The organism is Sphingomonas anseongensis (assembly GCF_023516495.1).
GTDB lineage: Bacteria > Pseudomonadota > Alphaproteobacteria > Sphingomonadales > Sphingomonadaceae > Sphingomicrobium > Sphingomicrobium anseongensis.
The window spans coordinates 1,876,123-1,900,833 of the sequence record NZ_JAMGBC010000001.1 but is presented as its reverse complement, the minus strand read 5'-3'; the positions used below and the strand labels follow the sequence as shown (position 1 = coordinate 1,900,833).

The 24,711-nt window shown below is 65.2% G+C and carries 23 protein-coding genes and 1 tRNA gene; 13 read left to right on the top strand and 11 right to left on the bottom strand.

Features of this window, described 5'->3' with window-relative positions; genetic code table 11:
* The 3 genes from LZ519_RS09765 (at position 1) to LZ519_RS09755 (ending at position 1,797) form a co-directional block, all read left to right on the top strand.
* Positions 1 to 954 (top strand): beta-ketoacyl-ACP synthase III, encoded by a 954-nt coding sequence (locus LZ519_RS09765; RefSeq protein WP_249868916.1) that lies wholly within the window; start codon positions 1 to 3, stop codon positions 952 to 954.
* Between the two features lie 99 nt (positions 955 to 1,053).
* Positions 1,054 to 1,380, top strand: coding sequence for an integration host factor subunit alpha (locus LZ519_RS09760; RefSeq protein ID WP_249868482.1), 327 nt, complete (start codon positions 1,054 to 1,056; stop codon positions 1,378 to 1,380).
* 3 nt (positions 1,381 to 1,383) lie between these two features.
* Positions 1,384 to 1,797, top strand: a complete 414-nt coding sequence (locus LZ519_RS09755) for a MerR family transcriptional regulator (RefSeq protein WP_249868481.1) — start codon at positions 1,384 to 1,386, stop codon at positions 1,795 to 1,797.
* Here LZ519_RS09755 and LZ519_RS09750 read toward each other — a convergent pair.
* A complete protein-coding gene (locus LZ519_RS09750) occupies positions 1,753 to 4,482 on the bottom strand; it encodes an ATP-dependent DNA helicase (protein ID WP_249868480.1) in 2,730 nt (909 codons plus the stop codon). The two genes, LZ519_RS09755 and LZ519_RS09750, sit on opposite strands and share 45 nt — an antisense overlap.
* A gap of 70 nt (positions 4,483 to 4,552) precedes the next feature.
* Between LZ519_RS09750 and LZ519_RS09745 the strand changes: the two genes are divergently transcribed.
* The 3 genes from LZ519_RS09745 (at position 4,553) to LZ519_RS09735 (ending at position 7,434) form a co-directional block, all read left to right on the top strand.
* Positions 4,553 to 6,094: a lysine--tRNA ligase gene (locus LZ519_RS09745; protein ID WP_249868915.1), complete on the top strand. Its 1,542-nt coding sequence runs from the start codon at positions 4,553 to 4,555 to the stop codon at positions 6,092 to 6,094.
* A 149-nt stretch (positions 6,095 to 6,243) separates the two neighbouring features.
* Positions 6,244 to 6,936 (top strand): L,D-transpeptidase family protein, encoded by a 693-nt coding sequence (locus LZ519_RS09740; RefSeq protein WP_249868479.1) that lies wholly within the window; start codon positions 6,244 to 6,246, stop codon positions 6,934 to 6,936.
* Positions 6,937 to 7,278: 342 nt separating this feature from the next.
* Positions 7,279 to 7,434 carry a hypothetical protein gene (locus tag LZ519_RS09735; RefSeq protein ID WP_249868478.1) on the top strand — a complete coding sequence of 52 codons (156 nt, stop codon included), beginning with the start codon at positions 7,279 to 7,281 and terminating at the stop codon, positions 7,432 to 7,434.
* A gap of 97 nt (positions 7,435 to 7,531) precedes the next feature.
* Here the strand turns inward: LZ519_RS09735 and LZ519_RS09730 are convergent, their stop codons facing one another.
* The gene (locus LZ519_RS09730; protein ID WP_249868477.1) at positions 7,532 to 8,713 is read right to left on the bottom strand and encodes a S41 family peptidase; all 1,182 of its coding nucleotides are present in this window, start codon (positions 8,711 to 8,713) and stop codon (positions 7,532 to 7,534) included.
* A 147-nt stretch (positions 8,714 to 8,860) separates the two neighbouring features.
* Here LZ519_RS09730 and LZ519_RS09725 point away from each other — a divergent pair, with 147 nt between their 5' ends.
* Positions 8,861 to 9,328 carry an Lrp/AsnC family transcriptional regulator gene (locus tag LZ519_RS09725; RefSeq protein WP_249868476.1) on the top strand — a complete coding sequence of 156 codons (468 nt, stop codon included), beginning with the start codon at positions 8,861 to 8,863 and terminating at the stop codon, positions 9,326 to 9,328.
* Here the strand turns inward: LZ519_RS09725 and LZ519_RS09720 are convergent.
* The gene (locus LZ519_RS09720) at positions 9,325 to 11,175 is read right to left on the bottom strand and encodes a DUF885 domain-containing protein (RefSeq protein WP_249868475.1); all 1,851 of its coding nucleotides are present in this window, start codon (positions 11,173 to 11,175) and stop codon (positions 9,325 to 9,327) included. The two genes, LZ519_RS09725 and LZ519_RS09720, sit on opposite strands and share 4 nt — an antisense overlap.
* Before the next feature lie 131 nt (positions 11,176 to 11,306).
* Positions 11,307 to 12,182, bottom strand: coding sequence for an RcnB family protein (locus LZ519_RS09715; RefSeq protein ID WP_249868474.1), 876 nt, complete (start codon positions 12,180 to 12,182; stop codon positions 11,307 to 11,309).
* A gap of 137 nt (positions 12,183 to 12,319) precedes the next feature.
* Here LZ519_RS09715 and LZ519_RS09710 point away from each other — a divergent pair, with 137 nt between their 5' ends.
* The 5 genes from LZ519_RS09710 to LZ519_RS09690 are packed head-to-tail and all read left to right on the top strand — an operon-like array spanning position 12,320 to position 17,498.
* Positions 12,320 to 13,090: an alpha/beta fold hydrolase gene (locus tag LZ519_RS09710; protein WP_249868473.1), complete on the top strand. Its 771-nt coding sequence runs from the start codon at positions 12,320 to 12,322 to the stop codon at positions 13,088 to 13,090.
* On the top strand, positions 13,083 to 14,234 hold the full coding sequence (locus LZ519_RS09705) for an acetyl-CoA C-acetyltransferase (RefSeq protein ID WP_249868472.1): 1,152 nt from the start codon (positions 13,083 to 13,085) through the stop codon (positions 14,232 to 14,234). The genes LZ519_RS09710 and LZ519_RS09705 overlap by 8 nt, the downstream gene beginning before the upstream one ends.
* A complete protein-coding gene (locus LZ519_RS09700) occupies positions 14,183 to 14,494 on the top strand; it encodes a YdeI/OmpD-associated family protein (RefSeq protein ID WP_249868471.1) in 312 nt (103 codons plus the stop codon). The genes LZ519_RS09705 and LZ519_RS09700 overlap by 52 nt, the downstream gene beginning before the upstream one ends.
* Complete coding sequence (locus LZ519_RS09695) at positions 14,479 to 15,195, top strand: energy transducer TonB (protein ID WP_249868470.1); 717 nt, start codon at positions 14,479 to 14,481, stop codon at positions 15,193 to 15,195. Before LZ519_RS09700 ends, LZ519_RS09695 begins: the two co-directional genes overlap by 16 nt.
* On the top strand, positions 15,192 to 17,498 hold the full coding sequence (locus tag LZ519_RS09690) for a bifunctional salicylyl-CoA 5-hydroxylase/oxidoreductase (RefSeq protein ID WP_249868469.1): 2,307 nt from the start codon (positions 15,192 to 15,194) through the stop codon (positions 17,496 to 17,498). Before LZ519_RS09695 ends, LZ519_RS09690 begins: the two co-directional genes overlap by 4 nt.
* On the opposite strand, the gene LZ519_RS09685 is transcribed toward LZ519_RS09690, so the two are convergent.
* The 3 genes from LZ519_RS09685 to LZ519_RS09675 form a co-directional block, all read right to left on the bottom strand.
* Positions 17,495 to 17,776 (bottom strand): PilZ domain-containing protein, encoded by a 282-nt coding sequence (locus tag LZ519_RS09685; protein ID WP_249868468.1) that lies wholly within the window; start codon positions 17,774 to 17,776, stop codon positions 17,495 to 17,497. The two genes, LZ519_RS09690 and LZ519_RS09685, sit on opposite strands and share 4 nt — an antisense overlap.
* A gap of 246 nt (positions 17,777 to 18,022) precedes the next feature.
* Positions 18,023 to 18,115: transfer RNA gene (locus LZ519_RS09680), tRNA-Ser, on the bottom strand.
* 59 nt (positions 18,116 to 18,174) lie between these two features.
* Entirely contained in the window at positions 18,175 to 19,059 is an 885-nt protein-coding gene (locus tag LZ519_RS09675) for an aldose 1-epimerase (protein ID WP_249868467.1), read from the bottom strand.
* Positions 19,060 to 19,187: 128 nt separating this feature from the next.
* On the opposite strand from LZ519_RS09675, the gene LZ519_RS09670 reads away from it, so the two are divergent.
* On the top strand, positions 19,188 to 19,505 hold the full coding sequence (locus LZ519_RS09670) for a hypothetical protein (RefSeq protein ID WP_249868466.1): 318 nt from the start codon (positions 19,188 to 19,190) through the stop codon (positions 19,503 to 19,505).
* A 7-nt stretch (positions 19,506 to 19,512) separates the two neighbouring features.
* Here the strand turns inward: LZ519_RS09670 and LZ519_RS09665 are convergent, their stop codons facing one another.
* From LZ519_RS09665 to LZ519_RS09650, 4 genes are read right to left on the bottom strand one after another with little or no spacing between them, the layout of a single operon-like run.
* The gene (locus LZ519_RS09665) at positions 19,513 to 21,285 is read right to left on the bottom strand and encodes a thiamine pyrophosphate-requiring protein (protein WP_249868465.1); all 1,773 of its coding nucleotides are present in this window, start codon (positions 21,283 to 21,285) and stop codon (positions 19,513 to 19,515) included.
* 47 nt (positions 21,286 to 21,332) lie between these two features.
* Positions 21,333 to 22,472, bottom strand: coding sequence for a galactonate dehydratase (gene dgoD / locus LZ519_RS09660; protein WP_249868464.1), 1,140 nt, complete (start codon positions 22,470 to 22,472; stop codon positions 21,333 to 21,335).
* On the bottom strand, positions 22,469 to 23,764 hold the full coding sequence (locus LZ519_RS09655; RefSeq protein WP_249868463.1) for a family 1 glycosylhydrolase: 1,296 nt from the start codon (positions 23,762 to 23,764) through the stop codon (positions 22,469 to 22,471). Before LZ519_RS09655 ends, dgoD begins: the two co-directional genes overlap by 4 nt.
* Before the next feature lie 43 nt (positions 23,765 to 23,807).
* A complete protein-coding gene (locus LZ519_RS09650; protein ID WP_249868462.1) occupies positions 23,808 to 24,695 on the bottom strand; it encodes an SMP-30/gluconolactonase/LRE family protein in 888 nt (295 codons plus the stop codon).
* Positions 24,696 to 24,711 lie beyond the last annotated feature (16 nt).

Below are 24,711 nucleotides of genomic sequence, written 5' to 3'. Positions count from 1 at the left end.
ATGCGGTCGGTCATCGCGGGAGTCGGCTCGGCGCTGCCCAAGCGCCGGGTCACCAATGACGAGCTGGCTGAAACCGTCGATACCTCCGACAGCTGGATCGTCGAGCGAACCGGGATCCGCAGCCGCTATATCGCCGGCGAAGGCGAGACCACCGCGACCCTAGCTCGGGACGCGGCGCTGAGCGCGCTGGAGCAGGCGGGCCTGGTTCCGACAGACATCGGCCTCATCGTTCTTGCGACCGCGACGCCTGACCAGACGTTCCCGTCGTCGGCGACCAAGGTGCAGGCGATGCTCGGAATCGACGATTGCGTCGCTTTCGACGTTCACGCCGTGTGCACCGGCTTCCTCTACGCGCTGACCGTCGCCGACTCGATGCTTCGCTCCGGCACCGCCAAGCGAGCTTTGGTGATCGGCGCCGAGACGTTCAGCCGCCTTCTCGACTGGGAGGACCGGGCGACCTGCGTCCTGTTCGGGGACGGTGCCGGGGCCCTGGTGCTCGAAGCGAAGGAATCGGAGGACGGCATCCTTGCCACCCGCCTCCATGCCGATGGCCGCCACAACGACCTCCTGTTTGTCGACGGCGGGCCTTCCACGACCGGCACGGTCGGCAAGCTGAGGATGAAGGGGCGCGAGGTGTTTCGCCACGCCGTGATCAACCTCGCCGAGGTCCTGTCAGAGGTCTTGGCGGCGGCCGGACTGACCCCGGCGGACGTCGACTGGGTGGTCCCGCACCAGGCGAACGCCCGGATTCTCGATGCCACCTCCAGGAAGCTCGGCCTCCCGCGTGAGAAAGTGATCGTCACCGTCGACAAACACGCCAATACCTCGGCGGCGTCGGTGCCGCTGGCTTTCGATACGGCCATTCGCGACGGACGGATCAAGCGCGGCGACATCGTGATCCTGGAAGCGATGGGCGGCGGCTTTACATGGGGCGCTGCAGCGCTCAAATACTGAGGAAATTTGGAGATTCGGCGAAAAGTCGAATTGCCGACACGCGACGTTTCCGTTACGGTCATGGACCGGAATCGGGATAATTGGGGGCGGGAGAAGAACATGGCCGACTTGGGCATCGCAAGGATCGGGCAGACCGGTTTGAACGGCACTCTGACTCGTGCCGACCTGGCTGACGTGGTCCATCGGAACCTCGGCCTTTCGCGCGCCGAATCGGCGAGCTTCGTCGAGCGCGTCCTTCACCACATGTGCCACGCCCTTTCGGAAGGGCAGAATGTGAAGATTTCCGGATTCGGAAGCTTCATCCTGCGCGACAAGGGCCAGCGGGTCGGCCGCAATCCGAAGACGGGGGTCGAGGTTCCGATCGCTCCGCGCCGGGTGATGACCTTCCGCGCAAGCCAGATTCTTCGCGACCGGATCGCCAAGTAATCAATGGCCGAGAAGGCGCCAGGAGCCTTCAAGACAATCGGCGAGCTGTCCGCCGAGCTGGGCGTCGCCCAGCACATCCTGCGCTATTGGGAATCGAAGTTCCCGCAGCTTCGTCCGCTCCAGCGCGCAGGTAACCGCCGCTATTACCGCCCAGCCGACGTCGAGCTTACTCGCCGGATCCACCGCCTGCTGAACGAGGAAGGCTACACGATCCGAGGAGTGCAGAAGGTGCTCAGCGGTCGCGGCGGCAGCGGCGAGGACGAGTCGCCCCAGGTCGGCATCAAATATGTGGATCGGCCGGCAGAGCCCGGGCTTCAGCCGGAGGCGCTTCAGCCGCAGCCGGAGCCCCGCCCGACGGTGAACGTCGAGCGCCTAATCGAAATCCGCGACAGCCTCGCTTCCGCTCTCTACGACTGAGACTCTCTCGCCGCCCTCGCGCTCGAGCGACGCCCGCACCCGTTCGATCGCCTCGTCAAGCGGTACCCTGCTGACCGGAACTCCGGGCGGAAATGCCCGAAGAAGCCGCGACGGCATCGCCGCCGACAGGATCACGAATATGCCCCGGTCGCCTTCGCGGCGGATCAGCCGGCCGAATGCCTGCGCAAGCCGGGCTCGAACGGCGCGGTCGTCATAGGCGCTAGCGCCGTTCGCCATCCGCCGGGCGGCGTGGAGCACCGTCGGGCGAGGCCAGGGGACCCGCTCCAGCACCACCAGCCGCAAGGATTCGCCCGGAACGTCGACCCCGTCGCGAAGAGCGTCGGTGCCGAGCAGCGAAGCGCGGGGATCGTCGCGAAAGATGTCCACGAGTGTTCCGGGGTCGATCGGGTCGACGTGCTGGGCGAGCAAGGGAAGGCCGGCCCTCGCGAGCCGGTCGGCGATCCGCGCGTGAACCGCCTTCAGCCGCTGGATCGCGGTGAACAGGCCCAAAGTCCCGCCCTTCGCCGCCTCGATCAGGCGCGCATAGGCGCCCGCGAGCGCCGCGAGGTCGCCGTTGCGGATGTCGGTGACGATCAGAACTTCGGAACAGGCGCCGTAATCGAAGGGGCTATCCGCCTCGAACCGTCCGACCGAGCTGTCGATGTGCGCCGCGCCGGTGCGCTGCTCGGCGGCCTCCCAGCCGTCGCCGCCCCGCAATGTCGCCGAGGTGACGAGCACCCCCTGGGCGGGCTTCAACACGACCTGCGCGAGCGGGCGCGTCGGGTCGAGCCAGCGGCGATTGATCGCGACGTCATATTCGCGCCCGTCCACCCGCTCGACGGCGAGCCAATCGACGAAATCCGGATCGGCCGCTCCGCCGATCCGCGCGAGCAGGGCGCCCCACGCGACCAGCGTCTCGCGCCTCCACCCGAGGCCGTTGATCGCGCCCTCGACGCGCGCCCGAGCCTGGGTGTCGAGCCAGTCGGGCGCGTCCTCGAGCACGGCCTCCAATCGCCGAGACAGCACCGCCAGCGGCCTCTGCAGAGCCTCGAGCGCTTCGAGCGCCGCCGCCGCCTTGTCGACCAGGGCGCCGTCGGGCTCGGCGAGCTCGGTCTCCAGCCCATAGCCCGCGTCCTGCGCCCGCGAGCGCGCGTAGACCGTCCCTCGCACCTCCGACAGGAGCGCCTCAATCGGGCCAAATGGCGAGCTTTCCGCGAGCCGCGCGAGCCAGCCTTCCGAGGGGAAGGCGCGGGCGGCGTCGATCGCCTGCTCGAGCGCCGCGCCACCCTCCTCATCGTAGGAAGCGACGTCCATCAGCCGCGCGGTAAGCCCGCGCCTTCGCCCGCGCGAGCGGCCTTCCGGCCCCACGATCCAGCGCCGCATCTCGATGGCTTCCTGCCCGCTTAAAGCAATCGCGAAGGTCGAATCCGCGGCGTCGAACAGGTGATGACCTTCGTCGAACACGATCTGCTGCGGCGCGGTCTCACGCGAGCGTGCGGCGTTGATCATCACCAGCGCGTGATTGGCGATGACCAGGTCGGCCTCGCGTCCCGCCCGTTCGGCCCTCTCGATGAAGCAGCGGCGATAGTGCGGGCAGCCGCCGTAGACGCATTCGCCGCGGCGGTCGGTCAGGGCCGCGGAACCGGCGCGGCGGAACAGGCTGGGCAGCCAGCCGGGAAGGTCGCCGCCGACCATGTCGCCGTCCTTGCTGTAGGCTGCCCAGCGACCGACCAGCTGCGCGAGGATCGCTGCGCGGCCCGCGAAGCCGCCCTGCAACGCATCCTCCAAATTGAGCAGGCACAGGTAATTCTCGCGGCCCTTGCGGATCACCATCCGCCGGGCCCGCTCCTTCGCGTCGGCGAACAGCCTCGGCCCTTCCGAATCGAGCTGGCGTTGCAGCGTCTTGGTGAAGGTCGAAACCCAGACCGTGCCCGCGGACCGCTCCGCCCAGATGGATGCCGGCGCGAGATAGGCGAGGGTCTTGCCGATCCCGGTGCCTGCCTCGGCAAGCAGCATGTTCGGCCCGTCGCGCGACCGGCGCGGAGCGAACACGCTCGCGGCCGCCGCGGCCATGGCCTTCTGCCCTTCCCTCGGCTCCGCCGACTTGCCGGTCAAAGCGCCCAGCCGTGCCTCCGCCTCTCCCGGATCGACCTTGGTCGCGAGCGGCGGCGGGCGGTCGCCCGATTCCTCCCATTGCGGAAGCCGCGAGAATAGCATTCGCTCCCCGCGCTCGGGCCGCTCCAGCCGGGTCCCGACCAGCGGCGCCCAGCCCCAGCCGAGCCGGTGGAGGCTTGCGTTCACGGTCCACGCGCCCTCGCGCTCGGGCCAGTGGGGATCCGCGAGCCGGTCCAGCAGCCTCGCCGCGATCTGCTGAAGCGCTCCCACGGCTTCGGCCTCGCTCGCCGGCGGCTCGAGCCCGACCACCCGGCTAAGCCCCGCCGGTGTAGGGACGACGAAGCGCGCCGGATGAAGAAAGGCGAACAGTTCCAGCACGTCGAGGCCGGAAAGCTCCGCATAGCCGAGCCTCTGGCCGACCAGCGGCGCGTTGAGGATGATGTGCGGGGTTTCCGCGGCCCGGGCGATAGCCTCCCCCCTTGTCGCCTCGCGAACCTCACCGCTCGCATCGGCAAGCCAGATTCCGGCGTGGGTTGCGTGAAGTGCTGGAAGGGGCAATGGAGCGGGCACATCCCGACCTTGGCCGCACGAGAACAGAAGAGCAACGAGTTTGGACGCGCAAACCCTCCGTTCTGCCGCGATGCAGTCGAAGGCCTGGCCCTATGAGGAGGCGCGCAAGCTCCTGAAGCGCTGGCCGGACGGCAAGCCCGATGGCCAGCCGGTCATATTCGAAACCGGCTACGGCCCGTCCGGACTGCCGCACATCGGCACCTTCAACGAGGTGTTGCGAACGACCTTCGTCCGCCGGGCATTCGAGGAGCTGACCGGGGCGCCCTCGCGCCTGATCGCCTTCAGCGACGACATGGACGGGCTCCGCAAGGTGCCCGACAACGTGCCGAACGCCGAGCTTCTCCACGCCAACCTCGGCAAGCCGCTGACCCGCATCCCGGACCCCTTCGGGAGCCACGACAGCTTCGCCGCTCACAACAATGCGATGCTCCGCAGCTTCCTCGACCGCTTCGGGTTCGACTACGACTTTTTCTCGGCGACCGAATGCTACCGTGCGGGCCGTTTCGACGATGTGATCCGCCAGGTGCTCCGCAACTGGGACGGAGTGATGGGCGTGATGCTCCCCACCCTCCGCGAGGAGCGCCGCCGCACCTATTCGCCCGTCCTTCCGATCTCGCCGACCAGCGGAATCGTGCTCCAGGTCCCGGTCGAGGTGGTCGATGCCGAAGCGGGAATCATCGCCTTCGAGGATGAAGGGCAGCGCATCGAGCAATCGGCGCTCGGCGGCCACGCCAAGCTTCAGTGGAAGGTCGACTGGGCCGCGCGCTGGGTTGCGCTCGGGGTCGATTACGAAATGGCCGGCAAGGACCTTATCGACAGCGTCGTCCAGTCCGGAAAGATCGCGCGGATCCTCGGCGGCCGCCCGCCCGAAGGCTTCAATTATGAGATGTTCCTCGACGAAAAGGGCGAGAAGATCTCCAAGTCGAAGGGCAACGGGCTTAGCCTCGAGGAATGGCTGCGCTACGGTTCCGAGGAGAGCCTCGCCTTCTACATCTATCGCGAGCCCAGGAAGGCGAAGAGCCTTCACATCGGCGTCATCCCGCGCGCGGTCGACGAATATTGGCAATTCCGGGCCAATTATCCCAAGCAGCCGCTCGAGCAGAAACTCGGCAACCCGGTCCACCACATCCATGCCGGCAAGGTGCCGAAACAGCTTCTCCCGCTGACCTACGGACTGCTGCTCAACCTCGTCAGCCTGCCCGGGCTTCACGATCGCGACACCGCGTGGAAGTTCGTCCAGCGCTACGCGCCCGGCACCTCGCCCGCGAGCGATGCGGAGCTCGACCAGCTGATCGGCCTCGCCGTCAACTATGCTCGCGACTTCGTCGTCCCCAATCTGAAGCGCCGCCCGCCGACAGCGGAGGAAGCAGCGGCGCTACGCGACCTGGATTCGGAATTGGCGAAGCTACCTGCGGATGCGGACGCGGAGACGATCCAGCATCTCGTGTTCGAAGTGGGCAAGCAGCATTTCGGCAAGGACAATCTCCGCAGCTGGTTCCAGGCACTCTACGAGACCCTGCTGGGTTCATCGCAGGGTCCCCGAATGGGTAGCTTCATCGCCCTCTATGGCCTCGACAACAGCCGCCGGCTGATCGAGGAAGCGCTGGCCTGATCGTTCAGTATCCGGCGACTTCCACCCTGCCGTCCGCTCCTCAGTCTGCATCCATGACTATCCGGATGGCCCGGCACCCGTGGTCACCGTAAAGCGCGGCCCGCCAACGGGGGCCTGTTCGGGAGGGAAGAGCCTGAACGAGGTCATTGGTGAAACGGCTGATCGAATTCGGATTTCTGGCGTGCCTTGCAGTCGCGGCCACCGCACAGCCAGTGACACACCAGAAGCTCTCCGTCATGGAGCGAGCAGATCGACTGAGCAACGGCCAATTTGTCTGGGAGCCGGAGGCCGCTTCGAGCGGGCCACTGTCCCTTGTGATCAATCTGACCACACAGCGCGTTCTGGCGTACCGAGGTACGGCGCCCATTGCCGCTTCGACAATATCCACCGGCAGCAAGGGGCGCGAGACGCCAACCGGCATGTTCGCCATCCTCCAGAAAGAGCTCATGCATCGGTCGGGCACCTATGACGATGCTCCGATGCCCTACATGCAGCGGCTCACCGATAAGGGTGTCGCGATGCATGCCGGCCACCTGCCCGGCTATTCGGCGTCTCACGGCTGTATCCGGTTGCCCAGGGACTTTGCCAGGCTCCTCTACGGCGTGACCGAGGTTGGAACGCCGGTCACGATCATCGACGAGGCGGAGCTCGCGGAGCGGGCGCGAACGGCCGCCGAGTACCAGAGCGCCCTGGATGAGGTTGCGCGAAAGAAGGCGGCGCTGCAGGCGGATGCCGACCGCGCACTGGCCGAATTCGGCAGGGCCGTGGCCGCACACGAGGAGATTTTGCGCCAGCACAAGGCCAGGATGGCGAAGTACAAGGCATATATTGCGACGAAGTGATTCCGCGTCCGCTTCGACCGATTGCCGAAGTTCGAATTTCTGCGGCGATCTCGGGCGAAACCCTGATTGAGACGGGTGCTCGGATGAGAGCACAGCCCCCTGTGTCGGAACAGGGAGATGGCTATGACGATCCGCAGTTCCTTATTGGCGGCAGGCGCAGCCGCCCTCCTCTCGTCACAAGCCGTTTATGCCGCGCCGGCGAGATCCGGACCTGCGCTGGATCCGCTGGTTTCGCTGAGCATTCTCGGAAGCGAACAGTCCAGGACCGCCTATTGCGATCAAGGCGCTGCATGTACGGCGCCTCTAACGCCATCTGCATCCCTGTCCCCCGCTGTCGCGGGAATGGCGGCCAGCTCCGCCGCGCTCCAGGAACAGGGTTACCAGCAGCCGCACCCTGATTGGCTGGGCATCGGAGTGCTGTTCTTCGTTCCCGTGTTCATCGCAATCGCCATCCTGGCCCAGGGCGGCGACAACGGTCACCCCGTCAGTCCATTCTGAGCACCATGGTCCGCGCCCTCGGTTGGGGAGGACAGGACTGAGTGGAAGGCGACCGCGTCATCGGTCGTGAATAGGCGGCTGCTGCGAAGGCTGAGCCTTAGCGCGCCCGAAGCTTGTCCCGATGCACCGGCTCGCCCGGCACTTCCTGCGCGTCGAGCTTCACCGCTTCGTCATGGCTCAGCCCGGCCTTCTCCAGCGCCACGACCAAGGCCTGCCGGGGATCGGCGGCGATGTCGGGAGCGACCCCGTCACCTTCCCAATCCTTGCCCGTCTTGATGTCATAGGTTCGCCCGACCGGCATCCACACCCCGAAATGCTCATTGAGCGGCTGGCCGCCGCCGAAGTGGTTCGCTCCGGCGGTCGCCTCGCCGATGAGCGTTGCCCGGCCGCTCGACTTGAGCGCCAGCGCGAAATGCTCGGCGGCCGATCCACTCTTGTTCGACACCAGCAGATAGACCTTCGCGGTGCGAAGCGGAGTGTCCGCGCCGGGAATGGCGGTGTGCGTCGCGACCATCTTGTCGCCCTGCGCCTCGAACTTCAGGGTCGGGCCCGACGCCAGCGGTGAATCGCCGCGATCGAACAGGTCCTTGGCCACTGCCATCTTCACCAGCGGCGTGGGCTTGGCGAACAGGTAGGAGAAGATCGCGTCCTGCTCGTCCAGGCCCCCGCCGTGATGGTTGCGAAGGTCGAAGATCAGGGTCTTGGCGTTTGCGTTCTCCGCAAGCCATTTTCGGACCGCGGCCACTTCCTCGTCGGTGCCCATGAACGCGGTGAAGCGGATGTAGCCGATGCCCGGAGCGATCGTCTTCGCGGCCTGGATCAGCGGCGGCCAGCCCGGCGGCGGTCCGCGACGCTGCGGAGCCTCTGCCGCGCCTGCCCGCTCCGGCGGCGGGGCAAGCATCACGTGCAAATGCCCGTCCTTGTGAACCGCGAGCAGGTCGTCCGTCATCATGGTGGCGAGCTCGCCGCGAGTGCCCTTGTCATAGCGGCCGGCCGCGGCGTTCTTGCGGAGCATCGCCGCATAATCCTCGGCATTGTCGCGGAAGACGAACGACTTGATCAGCTCGTCGGCCAGCTTGAGCGCGACCGCCCGGCCCTCGCCTTCCTCGAGCGGCAGGGTCTTGGGATCGGTTGCCGGCGCCGCGGCCGGGCTGGCTGGGGGAACCGCACCAGCCGCGGGCGCCGGAGCGGCGGGCTGCGCCGCTAGGGGGATCGCAACGCAGCCGGCAAGAAGGGCAACGACCGCGCTGCGATAAGCGGAAACTGACTTGGCAAGCATCGAAACTCTCCCTGTTCTTCCGGGCTTTGACGCAACTGCGGCCTATTCCGGATTTCTGCCGGATGAACGGCAGGCTCTCGCAGAACCACATTTCCAACGCTGCGCATTTCTGATGCGCTTTGTGCCAAAGTTTGGCACGAGCGGACGATGCTCGACCGCTTCGACCTCAAGCTGCTCAATCTCGTTCAAGAGGATGATTCGCGAACCGCGGAGGAGCTTGCGCGGCACGTCGCGCTGTCGCCGTCGGCTATCGCTCGGCGGCTGCGTCGGCTTCGCTCAACCGGCGTCATCGGCCGAACGATCGCGCTGCTCGCACCCGGGCTCACCAACCGGCGGCTTCGCGCAATCGTGCACGTGCAATTGTCGGAGCATGCCGACCAGCGCGGCAAGCAGGCGCTGCTGAACCGAATCGCGAAGGCTCCGCAGGTCCAGTTCTGCTACGAGCTCGCCGGCGTCTACGACCTCGTGCTCCTGTTCGACTGCGCGCACATAGACGAGTTCACCGATACCGCCGAAGCGGTGCTCGTCGCCGATGCGACCGTCCGCCGCTACGAGACCAGCTTCGTAAAGCGCGAGGTGAAATTCGCTCCGTACGTCGAGCTAAGCGAAGGCTAGGACGCTTTCTTCGCCGCGATCCAGCTGTCGATCTTCTCCTCGAGGATCGTCAGCGGAAGCGCTCCGGTGTTCAGCACCTGGTCGTGGAACTCGCGGATGTCGAACTTGTCGCCCAGCTCGGCCTTCGACTTGTCGCGGAGCCGCTGGATCGTCAGGGCGCCAGTCTTGTAGGCGGTCGCTTGGCTCGGAATCGCGATGTAGCGTTCGACCTCGGCCGTCGCGTCGGTCTTCGACATTCCCGAGTTCGAGAGCATGTAGTCGATCGCCTGCTCGCGGGTCCAACCCTTGGAATGGATCCCGGTGTCGACCACCAGGCGCATCGCGCGCAGCATCTCGTCGTTGAGAGTCCCGAACCGCTGGTACGGATCCTTATACAGGCCCATCGGATAGCCGAGCGTTTCCGCATAGAGCGCCCAGCCTTCGACATAAGCGGTGTTTCCGCCGAAGCGCATGAACGACGGCAGCGCCTCATTCTCCTGCGCCAGGCTGATCTGGAAGTGGTGGCCCGGCTCGCCCTCGTGGAGGAACAGGGTCGTCATTTCCCAGGTGCTCCGCGCCGGAAGGTCGTAGGCGTTGAAATAGAAGGTGCCCGGCCGCGATCCGTCTGGGGTGCCCTGCTCATAGGAGCCGCCGGCCTCGAACTTCTCGCGGAACGGCTCGTACGGCCGGATCACCAGGGCCGCCTTGGGCATGTGCGAGAAATATTCGGGAAGATGCGGCTCGACCGTCTTCTGGATGTCGTAGAATCCCTTCGTCAGTGCTTCGCGGCTCTTCGGCTGGAACTGCTTGGCGGTTCGCATGAAATCGAAGAACTGGTGGAGGTTGCCCTTGAATCCGACCTCTTGCCGGACCTTCTCAAACTCCGTGGTGATCCGCGCGACTTCGCTGAGGCCGGTCTGGTGGATCTGCTCGGCGGTCACCGGCAGCGTGGTCGTAGACTGAAGCAAATAGCCGTAAAGCTTGTCGCCGCCCGGCATGTACTTGAGCCCGGCGCCCTCGCGCGCATGGCCGAGATATTCGTCCTTCAGGAAATCGCGGAGCCGGGTGAGCGCCGGGTAGAGCTCGCCGGTGATTGCCGCTCGATACTCGGCCGTCAGCCGCTCGCGGTCGGCGGCGGAAATGGTGTCCGGAAACTTCTTCACCGGCTGGAAGTAGGGCGATTCCTCCGGCGACTGCTTCAGCTGGTTGCCGAGCTGCTCGATCATGTTGCGGACGGTCAGCTTGGTCTCGACCACGCCACTCGCCTCGCCCTGCTTGAACCGCTCGACCGCGCGATCGAGGTAGGTCGCGAACTCCTTGTGGCGCTTCAGGTTGTTCTCATAATCCTGGAGCGTCTTGAACGGCGCCGCGCCCTGCCCGCTGGCGAAGGTCGGGTAGAAGGTATGGAAGCCGAAGAAGTGGTTCATCGGCCGAACCTTCGTCAGCGCCAGGATGTCCGGCTGCAGCCCGCGAAGCGTGTCCTTCGTCTGCCAGTCAAACGTGTCGTAGGCGATCTGGTCGGTGGCGTTGAGCTTCGTCCGGTCGATCGCGTGAAGCGCGGCGAGGTCGTGCTCGGCCGCAGCCTTCTCCCCGGCGAAATATTCGTCGGTGATGTAGTCGCCGAAGCGGTCGGCGTAGCGAAGGTCGCCGCGGAAGATGCCCTGGATCGGGTTGCGCTGAAGCTGCGCCTCGTCGCTCGCCTTGAACAGCGAGAACAGCTTGTCGTGCTCGCTCTGGACCGGCTCAGCGGGAGCCACGGCGACGGGCGCTGCCACAGGCGCCACCGGGGCTTCGGCCGGCACGGTCGCGCAGGCGCCGAGCGCACAGGTGGAAAGAAGCGCCGCAAGTCCAAGTGCACGAGACGTCATGGTCAAAGCTCCCCGCAATTCCGTCGATCGATTCGCAACGGCTTTAGGCGGCACCCGGGCCGCCGCAACCCCGGCAATGAAAAAGGGGCGCTGCCGCGGCAACGCCCCTTCTACCAATCGCCTGTGGCAGCCTACCAGAAGAAGTCGTGGATCACGTCGACGACTTCGCCGGTGAAGGTGTCGACCAGAACCGCGTCATTCCAGTAGCGGACCCACCTGTACGGATAAGGCGCGTAGGGAAGCGCGTACATCGACGGGTCGTTGAGCCAGTAGTTGCTGCCGTAATAACTGGGCCACAGCCGCCAGCCGATGTTGAACCGCTGATAGCGCCAGCCGAACGGGTCGAAATAAAATCCGAGGTGGAACAGCGAGCGGTGATGACGGCGGTGGTTGCGCCAGTCGTGACGATGGTCCTTGCGCCAGTCCGTCCGCCAATGATGGTCGCGGTCGCGTCGGTCGCGATGGAGCGCGGTCTGCGGAAGCGGCGCCGGCCGGTCTGGACGAGCGCCCTCGGGAGCACGCACGCGGTGGCGGTCGGCGCGACGATCGACCCGCTGCTGGACCGCGTCACCGAACTGATCGCGCTGCGCGTTCGAGACCCGATCGCCTTCGCTTCCGGGCAAGGTCGGGCGTCCGCGGCCGTTGACGTTGCGGCTCACCCGCTCGCCGTCGTCGGCGCGGGCGCGGACCTGCTCCTTCAGCTGTGCGCGGCGGGCCTGGACGTCGGCCGGCATCTGGCTGACTTCCACTGGCCGGTCGCGGACGGTGACGTTGCGCGGTTCGACGCGCTCGGCATGCTCGGCGCGTACCTGCTCCCGGGCCTGCGAACGCTCCTCGCGAGCCTGCGAACGCTCTTCGCGGATCTGGGCGCGCTCCTCGCGCGACTGCGATTGTTCTGCGGATCGGTCATGACGCGGGCCGGACCAGTCGTCGCGGGCCGTGCGCTGTCCAAGAGCGGGCGAAAATGCTGTGCCCGCAAGGAGCATCGTCAAAAGGATCTTACGCATACTTACCTCGGAAAATGGCGAGTCTCTGGACTGAGTTTTCAGCTTGGCCGGATTAGCCGTTGCTGAACCGTTACGGCTCCAACCGTTCACCTTTTCGGCTGCTTGCAAAGCGGGCGCCGCGCGCACATCCGTGACCCATGGCAGCAGTAGCGACAGCGATGGGCGCAATCGGCGTTTCCGAGCAGGGCGGCGACGGCACGCCGATCGTCTTCCTCCACGGAGTCGGCTCGGACAAGTCGGTGTGGGCCCCGCAGATCGAACATTTCGGTCGAACCCGCCGAGCGGTCGCCTTCGACTATCCCGGCTATGGCGACAGCGATCCGGCAGGCGAAGGCACGACCCGCGACGACTTCGCCCGCGCAATCGCAGCCGCGATGGATTCGCTCGGCATTGCCGACGCACACATCTGCGGCCTCTCGCTAGGCGGAGTCATAGCGATCGCGATGCACGCGGTTGCCCGGCAACGCTGCAGGTCGCTGATCCTCGCCGATACGTTCGCGGTCCACCCCGACGGGCCTGCCATCTATGAGCGCTCGGTCGCCGGAAGCGCGAACCTTCGAGCAATGGCGGAAGCGCGCGTTGACGTCCTCCTCGCCCAGCCGGCCGACCCCGATCATCGGACCGAAACGGTCGAGACGATGGCCGGGATCGAACCCGCCGCCTACCGGATCGGCGCCGAGGCGGTGTGGCTGGCGGACCAGGCCGACCGCGCCCGCGCCATCGACGTTCGGACGCTCGTCATTTGCGGAGCCGAGGACAAGGTGACCCCGCCGGCGCTCTCGCGCGAACTTACCGATCTCATCCCCGGGGCCCGATACGCGGAGATCGCCGGCGCGGGGCATTTGACCAATGTCGAGAAGGCAGACGTGTTCAACGGGCTGGTCGAAGAGTTCATCGGCAATGGCTGAGGCCTATATCATCGACGCGGTGCGCACCGCCGGCGGACGCCGAGGCGGAGCGCTCAAGGACTGGCACCCGGTCGATCTCGGCGCAGCGGTGCTCAATGCGCTGGTCGAGCGGACCGGAATCGACCCGGCCGCGGTCGACGACGTTATCGCCGGCTGCGTCAGCCAGATCGGCGAGCAGAGTTGCCACGTCGGCCGCAACATGGTGCTCGCATCGAAGCTCCCGGACAGCGTTCCCGCCGTCACCATCGACCGCCAGTGCGGAAGCTCGCAGCAGTCGGTCCATTTCGCCGCGCAGGCGATCATGAGCGGCACTCAGGACCTGGTCATCGCGGCGGGCGTCGAGAGCATGACTCGAGTCCCGATGGGGACACCGGTCTTCCTTCCGTTGCAGGCGGGGATTGGCACCGGCCCGTGGCCCAAGTCGGTCCAGGACCGCTACGGGGTCACCGAATTCACCCAGTTCCGCGGCGCCGAGATGATGGCCAAGAAATACCGCCTGTCGCGCAAAAAGCTCGACGCCTTCGCCCTGGAAAGCCACCGCAAGGCCGCCGCCGCAACGCAGGCCGGCGCCTTTGACAACGAGATTGTGCAAATCGGTGACCACCGCAGCGACGAAGGCATTCGCTACGATGCTTCGCTGGAAGCGCTCGCGGGACTGAAGACTCTCGTGCCGGACGGAGTGATCACCGCGGGCAACGCCAGCCAGATCTGCGACGGAGCCTCCGCCGTGCTCATCGCCAGCGAGGCCGCGGTGAAGGCGCACGGCCTCAAGCCGCTCGCCCGCATCGACCAGCTGACCGTCACCGCCGGCGATCCCGTGATCATGCTCGACGAACCGATCCGCGCGACTCGCACGGCGCTCGAAAAGTCCGGGCGCAGGATCGCCGACATCGACCTTTACGAGGTCAACGAGGCCTTCGCACCGGTACCTCTCGCATGGCTGCGCGAAGTCGGCGGCGACCCGGAGAAGCTCAACGTCCACGGCGGCGCCATCGCGCTCGGCCACCCGCTGGGCGCCAGCGGAGCGAAGCTGATGGCCACGTTGGTCCACGCACTCCGCCGCCACGGCGGCCGCCTCGGCCTCCAGACCATGTGCGAGGGTGGCGGGATCGCCAATGTCACGATAATCGAGCGGCTGTCTTGAGCGGTCCAAAGGGCCAGCACAGCATCTCCGGCGGGGTCGTTCACGATCTTCCGCGGGACCTCGAGCAAGCGCTTAAGGGCGACACTGCTGCGCTTGCGACCTGGAATGACATCACCCCGCTCGCGCGCAACGAATGGATCTGCTGGATCGAGTCCGCGAAGAAAGCGGAGACTCGGCAGAAGCGCATCCGCTGGGGCTGCGAGAATCTGAGCGAGGGAAAGCGCCGCCCCTGCTGCTGGCCGGGATGCCCGCACCGCTGAGAACACCGACAAGACAAGCCGCGTGTCGCTCGAATTCCACACAATCGGCTTCTCTGGACAGCATCGCCATCGATCCGCACAGTAGCGCCGTGCTTTCGCTATTAGCCGCCAGCTCCCTGCTGTCCGCTCCGACGCCGATCGAGTTCGGGCGTTGGTTCGGCGGCGATGACTATCCGGCGGAAGTCTTGGGAGGCAACCAAACAGCGTTTCAGCCTGTTACAGAAACGGCCGTCGACTCCAGCGGGAAGATTCGGGGCTGCCGCATTGAGGCTCCCTCCGGGAGCGCAAAAATAGATGCGCTTGCCTGCGCGATTATCCTGAAGAGGGGCGCCTTCAAGCCCGCCACCTGGACCGATGGCACCCCGGTCCCAGGAGTATATCGCACAGCCATCATCTTCCTGGTGTTTGGGGACCGACTGCCGACTGTGCGTGACATCGATATTTCAGTGCAGCAGCTGCCAAAGGGGGAAAAATCACCAGCCACCGTGAATGTGGCGATTGCCGCGGAAGCCAACGGGACCATCACGGATTGTGTCGACGAGCCACGCTCAACAAAACCTAAACCGGACAATCCGGCACTCGTTTCTGTCGCTTGCGACACGATTAAGGCCCAATGGAAGCCGGTGCAGGTGCTGGATTCAGAGGGCAAACCGAGCCGTTCCGTTCAGAACGTCATGGTTGCGTTCACTGAGGCCGAATGAAGATCGCGTGCATCGGCGGCGGGCCTGCAGGACTCTATTTCGCGATCTCGATGAAGCTTCGCGATCCCGCTCACGAGATCGAAGTGTTCGAGCGCAATCCGCGCGGGGTCACCTGGGGCTGGGGAGTCGTCTTCTCCGACCAGACGGTCGAGAACCTCACCGCCAACGATCCGCAATCCGCGAACGTCATCGCGTCCGAATTCGCGCACTGGGATGACATCGACGTCCATTTCAAGGGGGAGGTCATCACCTCTTCCGGCCACGGCTTCATCGGAATTGGGCGGAAGCGGCTGCTCGAGATTCTCCAGGACCGCGCGGCTGAGCTTGGAGTCACGCTGCACTTCGAAACCGAGTGCGATCCCGCCGATCCGAAGTGGCAGTCCTACGATCTCGTCATCGCCGGCGACGGCGCCAATTCGCGATTTCGCGAGACGCATGAAGACGCCTTCGCCGTGGACGTGGACGTCCGCGCCAACAAGTTCGTCTGGCTCGGCACGTCGAAGGTGTTCGACGCCTTCACCTTCGCGTTCGAGGAGACGGAGCACGGCTGGATCTGGGCGCACGCCTATCGCTTCGCGCCCGACTGCTCGACGTTCATCGTCGAATGCTCGGAAGACACGTGGCGCCGCTTCGGCTTCGACACGATGTCGCAGGCGGACAGCATCGCAGCGTGCGAAAAGCTGTTCGCCAAATATCTCGACGGACACCCGCTTCAGTCGAACGCCAGCCACCTCGTCGGCTCGGCCGCCTGGCTGAACTTCCGCCGGATCAAGTGCGACAATTGGGCCGTCGGCAACACCATCCTCCTGGGCGATGCCGCGCACACCGCGCATTTCTCGATCGGCTCGGGGACCAAGCTTGCGCTGGAGGACGCGATTAAGCTTGCGGAGGTTCTGAACCGCCCCGGCCTCACGCGCGACGCGGCGCTGTTCGAATATCAGGCGGAGCGCAACCTCGAGGTGCTCAAGCTCCAGAATAGCGCGCGCAACTCGACCGAATGGTTCGAGACGTTCGGCCGCTACCTTCATTTCGAGCCTCTGCAATTCGCTTATTCGCTGCTCACCCGAAGTCAGCGGATCAGCCACGAAAACCTCCGCCTTCGCGACCGCGACTGGCTGGAAGGCGTCGAGCGCTGGTTCTGGAAGCGCGCGACCGAGGGCCGGTCGAACAAGACTGCGCCTCCGATGTTCGCGCCCTTCAAGCTTCGCGAAATGAGCCTGGAGAACCGGATCACCGTCTCGCCGATGGCGATGTATTCGGCGGTCGACGGAGTGCCCAACGACTTCCACTTCGTTCATTACGGCGAGCGTGCGCTCGGCGGCGCCGCGCTTCTGTTCACCGAAATGACCTGCGTTTCGCCGGAGGGCCGCATCAGCCCCGGCTGCACCGGCATGTGGAACGCCGACCATGTCGCCGCCTGGAAGCGGATCGTCGATTTCGTCCATTCGAACAGCAAGGCCAAGATCTGCCTGCAGCTCGGCCATTCGGGCGCCAAGGGTTCCACGAAGGTCGGCTGGGAAGGCAATGACGTCCCGCTCGACCAGGGCAACTGGCCGGTGATGGCGGCAAGCGATTTACCCTGGTCGCCGGTCAACCAGGTGCCGACGCCGATGACCCGCGCCGACATGGATGCGGTCCGCGACCAGTTCGTCGCGGCGGTGGAAATGGCGGTCGAGTGCGGCTTCGACATGGTCGAGCTTCACGCCGCCCACGGCTATTTGCTGTCGGGCTTTCTCACCCCGCTGCAGAACAAGCGCACCGACGAATATGGCGGGTCGCTCGAGAACCGGCTCCGCTACCCGCTCGAAGTGTTCGGCGCGATGCGCGATGTTTGGCCGAAAGACCGCCCGATGTCCGTCCGCATTTCGGCGACGGATTGGGCAGGCGAGCAGGGGATCACCCCCGACGATGCCGTCGCCATCGGCGAGGCTTTCGCCCGCGAAGGCGCGGACCTGATCGACGTTTCGGCGGGTCAGACTTCGACGGATGCCCAGCCGGTGTACGGGCGGATGTTCCAGACGCCATTCAGCGACAAGCTTCGAAACGAGGCGAAGCTGGCGACGATGGCAGTCGGCAACATCTACGAGCCCGACCATGCCAATTCGATCCTCGCAGCCGGCCGAGCAGATCTGGTCGCGCTCGCGCGCCCCCACCTGGTCGACCCGTTCTGGACTTTGCGAGCCGCCGCCGCGCTCGACTACCGCGACATCCATGTGCCGCCGCAATATCTCAATGGGCAGGCGCAGCTCGCCCGCAACCTCAAGCGCGAGGCCGAAGCCGCCGCGGCGGCGCTCAGGGCCTAAACGCTGATCGGATCGAGGAAGACGCCGCCGGCCTCGTGACCGCAAGCCCAGCGGATTTCGCCGCGCACTGGCCGGGTCTCGTGCATCTGCAGCGTGATGGTCGATCCGAGCTCGAACTCTTCGGGCGAGCGCAAGCGGAAGCCCTCGAGCGAAACGTCCACGATCACGACGTCGATGGTGCAACCGTCGGATTCGGTGACGACGGCGTCGCAATTCAGCGTCACCCGCCGCTGCCGGCCGGTGCGGATGCAGGTAGAAAGGTCACTAGTCGAATTCATCTCTCTGGTCCCCCTGCCAAGACATCGGCAGCGGACGACAGGATACGGTCGCGAGCCAGCTCGCGTCCGGATCATCCGTTCGGGAAACGACAGCGCCGCCCGCTTATGCAGGCTAACGCCGGTCCACTCGGCCCCCGACGGTCCACGTCCACCTGCAGGTTTAGTCTGGAGCAGTTTACCGCGAAGACAACAATCGCGGTTGCGGCTTTGTTTACCCTGTTGGGGCGGCCAACGCGCGCAGAAAGGTGGCGGAGACGGAGGGATTCGAACCCTCGGTACGGGAATACCCCGTACGGCGGTTTAGCAAACCGCTGGTTTCAGCCACTCACCCACGTCTCCGCAGCGGCTCAGGAGCCGCGGGCTATATAGGTGGCTTTCCAGCGTATCAACCGAGGCGTTCAGGCTCGCCGGACCGCGATCCTGGCGTGGAGATCCATCGACTCGCCCGGCGCGAGCACCCGAAGCCCGAGCGAGGGCCAATCCTCCTCCGGCTCGTTCATCGCCGCATTGGCATGGGTGACCGGTTCGGCAACGAACAGCCCGCCTTCCTCGGGCGAATAGAGCTGGAAAAAGCGCGCGTCGGGCGAAGTCAGCTCGATCTCGAACGGCCAGCCCGGATCGGTGAAGATCGCGCTTCCGCTCCAGCCCGAATAGCCGTTGTCCAGGCCCCGGCCACAGACGGGATCATCGCCGATCGCATAGCGTCCTTCTGCGGCCATCCGGGCCACCGGCAGGACCTTCTCGTCGACGGTCCACACCTGGTCGACTTCGGTCTGGATTCGAGTGTCGGGGCCGCAGTTGAAATAAGGGTGAAGGCCAAGCCCGCACGGCATCGGCTCGCGCGATTCGTTCGTGCAGAGAAGCCGAAGTTGGAGCGCTTCGCCGTCGAGCCGGAGCTCCTGCACTGCGCGATAGGCCCACGGCCATTCGCCTGCCTGATGGTCGAACGCGAGGGTCGCGCTGGACGCCGAGGATTGTTCGATTTCCCAGGCGCTGGTCCAGCCCTGCCCGTGAAGCGGGCTTGGGTCGCCGGCCATGTTCGGAGCGAGCCGCACCTGCCGACCGCGAAAGTCAAAGCATCCGCCGCGAATCCGGTTCACGAAGGGAACAAGCGGGAAGCACGCGGCGTCGACAGCCTTTTCGAGCGAACTGTGGCTCTGGCGCAATATCGGGGTTCGCCCACCCTCTCCGGTCAAGGTGAAATCCGATATTACCCCGCCAATTGAAGGACTAAGCCCAAGCTCGAGAGCGTCCGCGGAAAGCCTCAGGAGTGGATTTGCCATGCCATCCTAAACCTCAGCCAACCAACTTGTTCACCAGGGCTAAACTTCCTTGGGGATAAATCTGCATTGGACGTTGCGCCGCCATTTGGCGCGACGGTAATTGGGCCCCGCGGGACGGGGAGTGAGTGATGGGTCGACGCGTCAAAGACTTTATCGAGATCAGCGACTACACGTCGCTGGACAGCCTGATCAACACGCTGGTCGCGATCCGCGACAGCCTTCCCGACGAGGCTGAGCCCGAGCTCAAGCTTCGCGGCGACGACATTTTCGGACGCCGGCTGACCATCTCCTACCTGCGCGAGCTGACGGCCGAGGAAGCCGAGTGCGACGCCCGCTACACCGGCGGAGTCGTCGAGCCGGATCCGAACATCGACGAGCTACGCAAGAAGCTCGACAAGATTCCCTATGAGGAAGACCAACCCAAGCGGATTCGCCGGGTCGCCTAGACAGGCTTCAGTCCGTCTTTTCGAACACAGCGTTGAAAACCTGCCGGGCGGTGTCGCGGATGACGTGACCGGCGGAATCGTCGCGCGCCATCGAGCTGACGAACTTCTTCGCCTGGGCGAAGGTGATGTGCGGCGGAAGCGGCGCGATTTCCCTGTCCGTCTTCACTTCGAGCACGGTCGGGCAATCGGCCGATAGAGCTTGATCCCAAGCATCGCCCAGCCGCTCGGGATCGTCGACGAAAATGCCCTTGAGCCCGATCATCTCGGCAAATTGGGAGTAGCGGACGTCGGGGATGTCCTGGCTCGCGTCGTACCGCGGATTGCCGTTCATCACCCGCTGCTCCCACGTGACCTCGTTCAGGTCCTCGTTGTTGAAGACACAGACCACGAGCCGCTGGTCGGCCCATCGGTCCCGATACTTGGCGATGGTGATGAGCTCGGCCATGTTGTTCATCTGCATGGCGCCATCGCCAACCAGTGCGACGATGGGCCGGTCCGGATGGGCGAACTTGGCGGCGATCGCGTAAGGCACCGCCGCGCCCATCGACGCCAGCCCGCCGGACAGTGACGCCATCTGTCCGGCCTGGACGCGGAAGTCGCGCGCATACCAGTTGGCGCACGATCCGCTGTCGCTGGTGACGATCGCGTCCGCCGGAAGGCGCGGCGACATTTCCCATACGACACGCTGCGGGTTCACCGGGTGCGCCGAGGTTTTGGCCCGCGCTTCGAGGGTCGCCCACCAATCCTTCATCCAGCCTTCGATCTGCTCCCGCCATGAGCGGTCAGTCTTGGCTTTCAGAAGCGGCAGGAGCGCCCGGAGAGTCTCCACCGAGTCGCCGTGGAGGTTCACCTCGCACGGGTAGCGAAGCGAAAGCATTGACGGATCGACGTCGATTTGGACGGCCCGAGCCTTGCCTTCCTCCGGGAGGAACTCCGACCAGGGAAAGCCGGTACCGACCATCAGCAACGTGTCGCACTCGTTCATCAGGTCAGAGCTTGGGCGGGTTCCGAGAAGGCCGATCGAACCGGTCACGAATGGCAGATCGTCGGGAAGCGCCGCCTTGCCGAGCAGTGCCTTTGCGACGCCCGCGCCCAGCTTTTCCGCAACCGCGATCACTTCTCGCGACGCGCCGATCGCTCCTGCGCCAATCAGCATCGCGACGCGCTCGCCCGAATTCAGGAGATCGGCGGCCCTCAGCAACTCCGCGTCCTGCGGGACCATCTTTGGAAAAGCGTAGCCGGGACCCGAGCGAGTGAATCCATGGGCGCGGGGCGTTTCCTCGAACTTCCGCTCCTGCACGTCCTTCGGGAGAATGACGACGGTCGGGCAGCGCTGCGAAATCGCGATCCGCACCGCCCGGTCGATCACGTGGCGAAGCTGCGCCGGCTGCGTCACCTCCTGCACATAGCCGGCCACGTCGGAGAACATGCGGTCGAGGTTCAGTTCCTGCTGGTAGCTTCCGCCGCGCACCGTTGCCTCGGCCTGGCCGACGATCGCAACGACGGGCATGTGGTCGAGCTTCGCATCGTAGAGGCCAGTGATCAGGTGCGTGGCGCCCGGGCCCCCGGTCGACAGACAGACTCCGAGCTCGCCGCTGAACTTGGCGTGGCCGACCGCCATGAACGCGGCCATCTCCTCATGCCGGACCTGGATCAGGTCGATTCCGCCATCGTCCTGGAGCGATCCGATGACTCCGTCGATCCCGTCGCCGGGATAGCCGTAGATCCGGGTGACGCCCCAGGTCTTGAGGCGATCGATCAGGAAATCCCCGACGTTCATGATCCTGGAACGCCCGGGCCGCTACAGTTGCTCCATCGGCCTCGGCGTCACCACTCGGCGAAGCTGCCGTCCTTCAGGTGCCAGACCGGGTTGCGCCAGCGATGCCGGTCCTTGTTCGACTCGCGAACAGCGTCCTCGTCGATGTCGACGCCTAGCCCGGGCGCGCTCGGAACCGGCAAATAGCCATCAACGGGACTCAGCTGCTCCTTGTGCTTGCAGTAGGTCAGCAGGTCGGCCCCGACATTGTAGTGGATGCCGAGGCTCATCTCCTGAATCGCGACATTGGGCGAGCAGGCCGCGACCTGGAGGCACGAAGCAAGAGCCAGCGGGCCGAGCGGACAGTGCGGGGCAACGGCGATATCGTAGGCCTCCGCCATTGCCGCGATCTTTCGCACCTCGAGAATTCCGCCGGCGTGGCTTAGGTCCGGCTGGATGATGTCCACCGCTCCGGCCTCGAAGAAGGGCTTGAAGTCCCAACGCGAGTAGAGCCGTTCGCCGAGCGCGATCGGCGTGCTGACGAGCTCCGAAATCTGTCTCAGCCCTTCCGGGTTCTCCGACAGCAACGGCTCTTCGATGAACAAAAGCCCTAGCGGCTCGAGCGCCTTGGCCAGCTGCTTCGCCATCGGCCGGTGGACTCGCCCGTGAAAATCGAGGCCGACATCCATCCCCGCATCCTGCGCCGCCTTCACCCGCTCGATCACCTCGTCGAACAGCCTGGGCGTGCCGATCCAGTCGAGCTCGGCCGTGGCGTTCATCTTGACCGCGGAGAAACCTTGGTCGCGCCTTCCCCTCGCTGCGTCGGCGATCTCATGGGGGCGATCGCCGCCGATCCAGGCATAAGCGCGCACCTTGTCGCGCACTCGTCCGCCGAGCATCTCCCACGCCGGCAGCCCAAGCGCCCGGCCCTTGAGGTCCCAGAGCGCCTGCTCCAGCCCCGCGAGCGCACTCATCAGGACCGCTCCGCCGCGATAGAAGCCGCTTCGGTAGCCGACCTGCCAGATGTGCTCGATCCGGAACGGGTCTTCGCCGATGAAGCGGTCCCGAAGCGCCTCGAACGCGCCATCCACCGCCTCGGCATGGCCCTCCAGACTAGCTTCGCCCCAGCCGATGGCGCCGTCGTCGCTCTCGACCCTGACGAACAGCCAGCGCGGAGCGACGTAGAAGGTCTCGATCCGACCGATCTTCATGAGCCATCTTCCCTGCCGAGATCTATTTCCTCATGGCGGAGCCGTTCCTTCGCTTCCGCTTCCTGCTCGCGCGCGTGCTGAAGTTCGTAATGCGCCGGCGAGACGATTGGCACGGTCAGGCACAGGCTGGAGGCCGGAAGCACCTCGCGCCAGTCGCGGATCAGCCTTTTGTACGCGCGGCCGACGTTCCGGATGTTGCGGTTGAGATCGTAGAGGCCGAGCGGGTTCACATGCCCGTTCTGCTCCCGTAGCGCCGTGTCCCAGTCGACCTGGTCGGTCAGCGAGTACCAGGTGAAGCCGACGGTGGGGATTCCGACGTTGCGGAGGCGAAGAACGTTCGCCCATTCCTTCCACAGCCACTGAACGGCCTCGTCGCCCACCGGCCCTTCGGACAGGTTGGTCTCCGTGTGCATCACCGGAAGGCGGTAGCGGTTATAATATTGGCGGGTGATCTCGGTGTAGCCGAACACTTCGCCGGACGATGTCGTGCGCCCGTCCTCGAACACGCGGTGCTCGTTGGTGCGGTAATAATCGTTGCCGAGGATGCAGTGCTGCTTGAGGCGGTTGTGGAGGAAGAAATGATATTCCTCCGACGTCATCCCGTTATCCATCAGATATTCGAACATGTCGCTGTCGACGCGCCGGCCATAGTTAAGGTCGAGACTGAGGAAGCGGCGGGAGTTGAGTTGCTCGGCGATGTGGATCGCCTTGGGGCTGTCGGCGTGGAAATATTCCGACGATTCCGACTGGATGAAGATCGCGTCGGCGCGCCTCTTCAGGATTGCGAGCATTGCCAGGACGTTCGCCTTGACCACATGCTTGAGCGCAGTGACGAAGCCCTGGTCGGAGCGAAGCTGCTCGTTCCACCAGCCGTATTTCGCGGAGAAGACCGCGCAGATGAACATCTCGTTGACCGGAGTGTAGACCTGCACCCAGGGAAAGCGGTCTGCGAAGGCGCCGGCATAATCGGCGAACAGCCGGGGGAAATCCGGGTTCTGGAAATTGCCCATCCAGTCCGGGACCCCAAAGTGGCACAGGTCGACGATCGGAGTGATGTCGCGCCGCTTGAGCTCGGCGAAAGTGATGTCGGCGAAGTCCCAGTCGTAGCGGTCGGGGCCGAGGAACGTGCGATGCAGCGGCGGCCCATAGCGAAGAAACTGGATTCCCAGCTCCTGGACCGCGTCGAAGTCCTCGCGCCAGTGCGTATAATGGCCGCACAGCTCCATCTCGTCGACGCGGGTCTTGCCGTTGTTGATCGTCGGGATGCTGTTTTCGATTCCCGTCGCGAACATAAAGTTGGCGATGATTGATCTCCCCGGCTGTCGCCGTTTCTCTTCAGCCCGCGAACGGTGCTTGCGCAACTCCGCGCGAGTCCGTCTCCACTAAAAACAGTCCACCCGCGCAAGGTTGCATCGCGAGCGATTCCGCATCCAATCCCTTGCACGCAGAAGTGACGTAGAGACGGTCGAGATCGGGACCGCCGAACGCGCAGCTCGTAGGCCGCTGGACCGGCATTGCGATGCGGTCAAGAACTTCGCCCTCGGGCGAAATCCGGCGAAGGCACCAGCCGTCCCAGAAGCAAACCCAAAGGTCGCCGCGGGAATCCACCGTCATCCCGTCCGGGTGCCCATCGGCCTCTTCAAACTGCAGGAAGACCCGCTTGCCGCCGAGATCGCCCGAATCGGAAACGTCGAACGCGTAGATCGTCCGCGGAGCGGAGTCGGTATGGTACATCCGGCCGCGCTGCGGATCGAACGCGGGGCCGTTGGTGACGTGATAGCCGCTGTCCATCTTCGTCCAGCGCAGGTCTGGATCGAGCTTGTAAAGCGATCCCGTCGTCGCCTTTTCCGCATTGTCCATCGTGCCTGACCAGAAACGCCCCTGGGCGTCGGTCTTGCCGTCGTTGAAGCGGTTACCGGGAAGCGCCGCTTCGGGATTTGCGATGATGTCGAAGCGGGCGTGTGCAGGATCGACGGCGGCGAATCCGCGGTCCGTGCCCGCGATGAAGCCGCCGCTGCTTTTGGGTGCGAGGCAGCAGACTTGGAACGGCGTTTCGAGCGTCTCGACGTCGCCGCTCTCGCCAAGGCGGAAGATTCGGTTGCCCTTGTTGTCTACCCAGTAGAGCGCCTGTTCGCTCTCGACCCAAACGGGTCCTTCGCCGACATTCGCGCGAACGTCGGCTATGCACCGAATGGCGTCAGTGACGTGGGCAGACGGAGCCATGTCGCTCTCCCGCAGT

Excerpts from the sequence above, each read along its gene's own strand:
- LZ519_RS09705 (WP_249868472.1), top strand. The coding sequence starts at position 13,083 with ATGGCTGAGGCCTATATCATCGACGCGGTGCGCACCGCCGGCGGACGC.
- LZ519_RS09690 (WP_249868469.1), top strand. The coding sequence starts at position 15,192 with ATGAAGATCGCGTGCATCGGCGGCGGGCCTGCAGGACTCTATTTCGCG.
- LZ519_RS09670 (WP_249868466.1), top strand. The coding sequence starts at position 19,188 with ATGGGTCGACGCGTCAAAGACTTTATCGAGATCAGCGACTACACGTCG.
- LZ519_RS09685 (WP_249868468.1), bottom strand. The coding sequence starts at position 17,776 with ATGAATTCGACTAGTGACCTTTCTACCTGCATCCGCACCGGCCGGCAG.
- LZ519_RS09675 (WP_249868467.1), bottom strand. The coding sequence starts at position 19,059 with ATGGCAAATCCACTCCTGAGGCTTTCCGCGGACGCTCTCGAGCTTGGG.
- LZ519_RS09735 (WP_249868478.1), top strand. The coding sequence starts at position 7,279 with ATGGCGGCCAGCTCCGCCGCGCTCCAGGAACAGGGTTACCAGCAGCCG.
- LZ519_RS09655 (WP_249868463.1), bottom strand. The coding sequence starts at position 23,764 with ATGTTCGCGACGGGAATCGAAAACAGCATCCCGACGATCAACAACGGC.
- LZ519_RS09715 (WP_249868474.1), bottom strand. The coding sequence starts at position 12,182 with ATGCGTAAGATCCTTTTGACGATGCTCCTTGCGGGCACAGCATTTTCG.
- LZ519_RS09765 (WP_249868916.1), top strand. The coding sequence starts at position 1 with ATGCGGTCGGTCATCGCGGGAGTCGGCTCGGCGCTGCCCAAGCGCCGG.
- LZ519_RS09665 (WP_249868465.1), bottom strand. The coding sequence starts at position 21,285 with ATGAACGTCGGGGATTTCCTGATCGATCGCCTCAAGACCTGGGGCGTC.
- LZ519_RS09710 (WP_249868473.1), top strand. The coding sequence starts at position 12,320 with ATGGCAGCAGTAGCGACAGCGATGGGCGCAATCGGCGTTTCCGAGCAG.
- LZ519_RS09730 (WP_249868477.1), bottom strand. The coding sequence starts at position 8,713 with ATGCTTGCCAAGTCAGTTTCCGCTTATCGCAGCGCGGTCGTTGCCCTT.
- LZ519_RS09745 (WP_249868915.1), top strand. The coding sequence starts at position 4,553 with ATGCAGTCGAAGGCCTGGCCCTATGAGGAGGCGCGCAAGCTCCTGAAG.
- LZ519_RS09720 (WP_249868475.1), bottom strand. The coding sequence starts at position 11,175 with ATGACGTCTCGTGCACTTGGACTTGCGGCGCTTCTTTCCACCTGTGCG.
- LZ519_RS09695 (WP_249868470.1), top strand. The coding sequence starts at position 14,479 with ATGCCCGCACCGCTGAGAACACCGACAAGACAAGCCGCGTGTCGCTCG.
- LZ519_RS09760 (WP_249868482.1), top strand. The coding sequence starts at position 1,054 with ATGGCCGACTTGGGCATCGCAAGGATCGGGCAGACCGGTTTGAACGGC.
- dgoD (WP_249868464.1), bottom strand. The coding sequence starts at position 22,472 with ATGAAGATCGGTCGGATCGAGACCTTCTACGTCGCTCCGCGCTGGCTG.
- LZ519_RS09755 (WP_249868481.1), top strand. The coding sequence starts at position 1,384 with ATGGCCGAGAAGGCGCCAGGAGCCTTCAAGACAATCGGCGAGCTGTCC.
- LZ519_RS09725 (WP_249868476.1), top strand. The coding sequence starts at position 8,861 with ATGCTCGACCGCTTCGACCTCAAGCTGCTCAATCTCGTTCAAGAGGAT.
- LZ519_RS09650 (WP_249868462.1), bottom strand. The coding sequence starts at position 24,695 with ATGGCTCCGTCTGCCCACGTCACTGACGCCATTCGGTGCATAGCCGAC.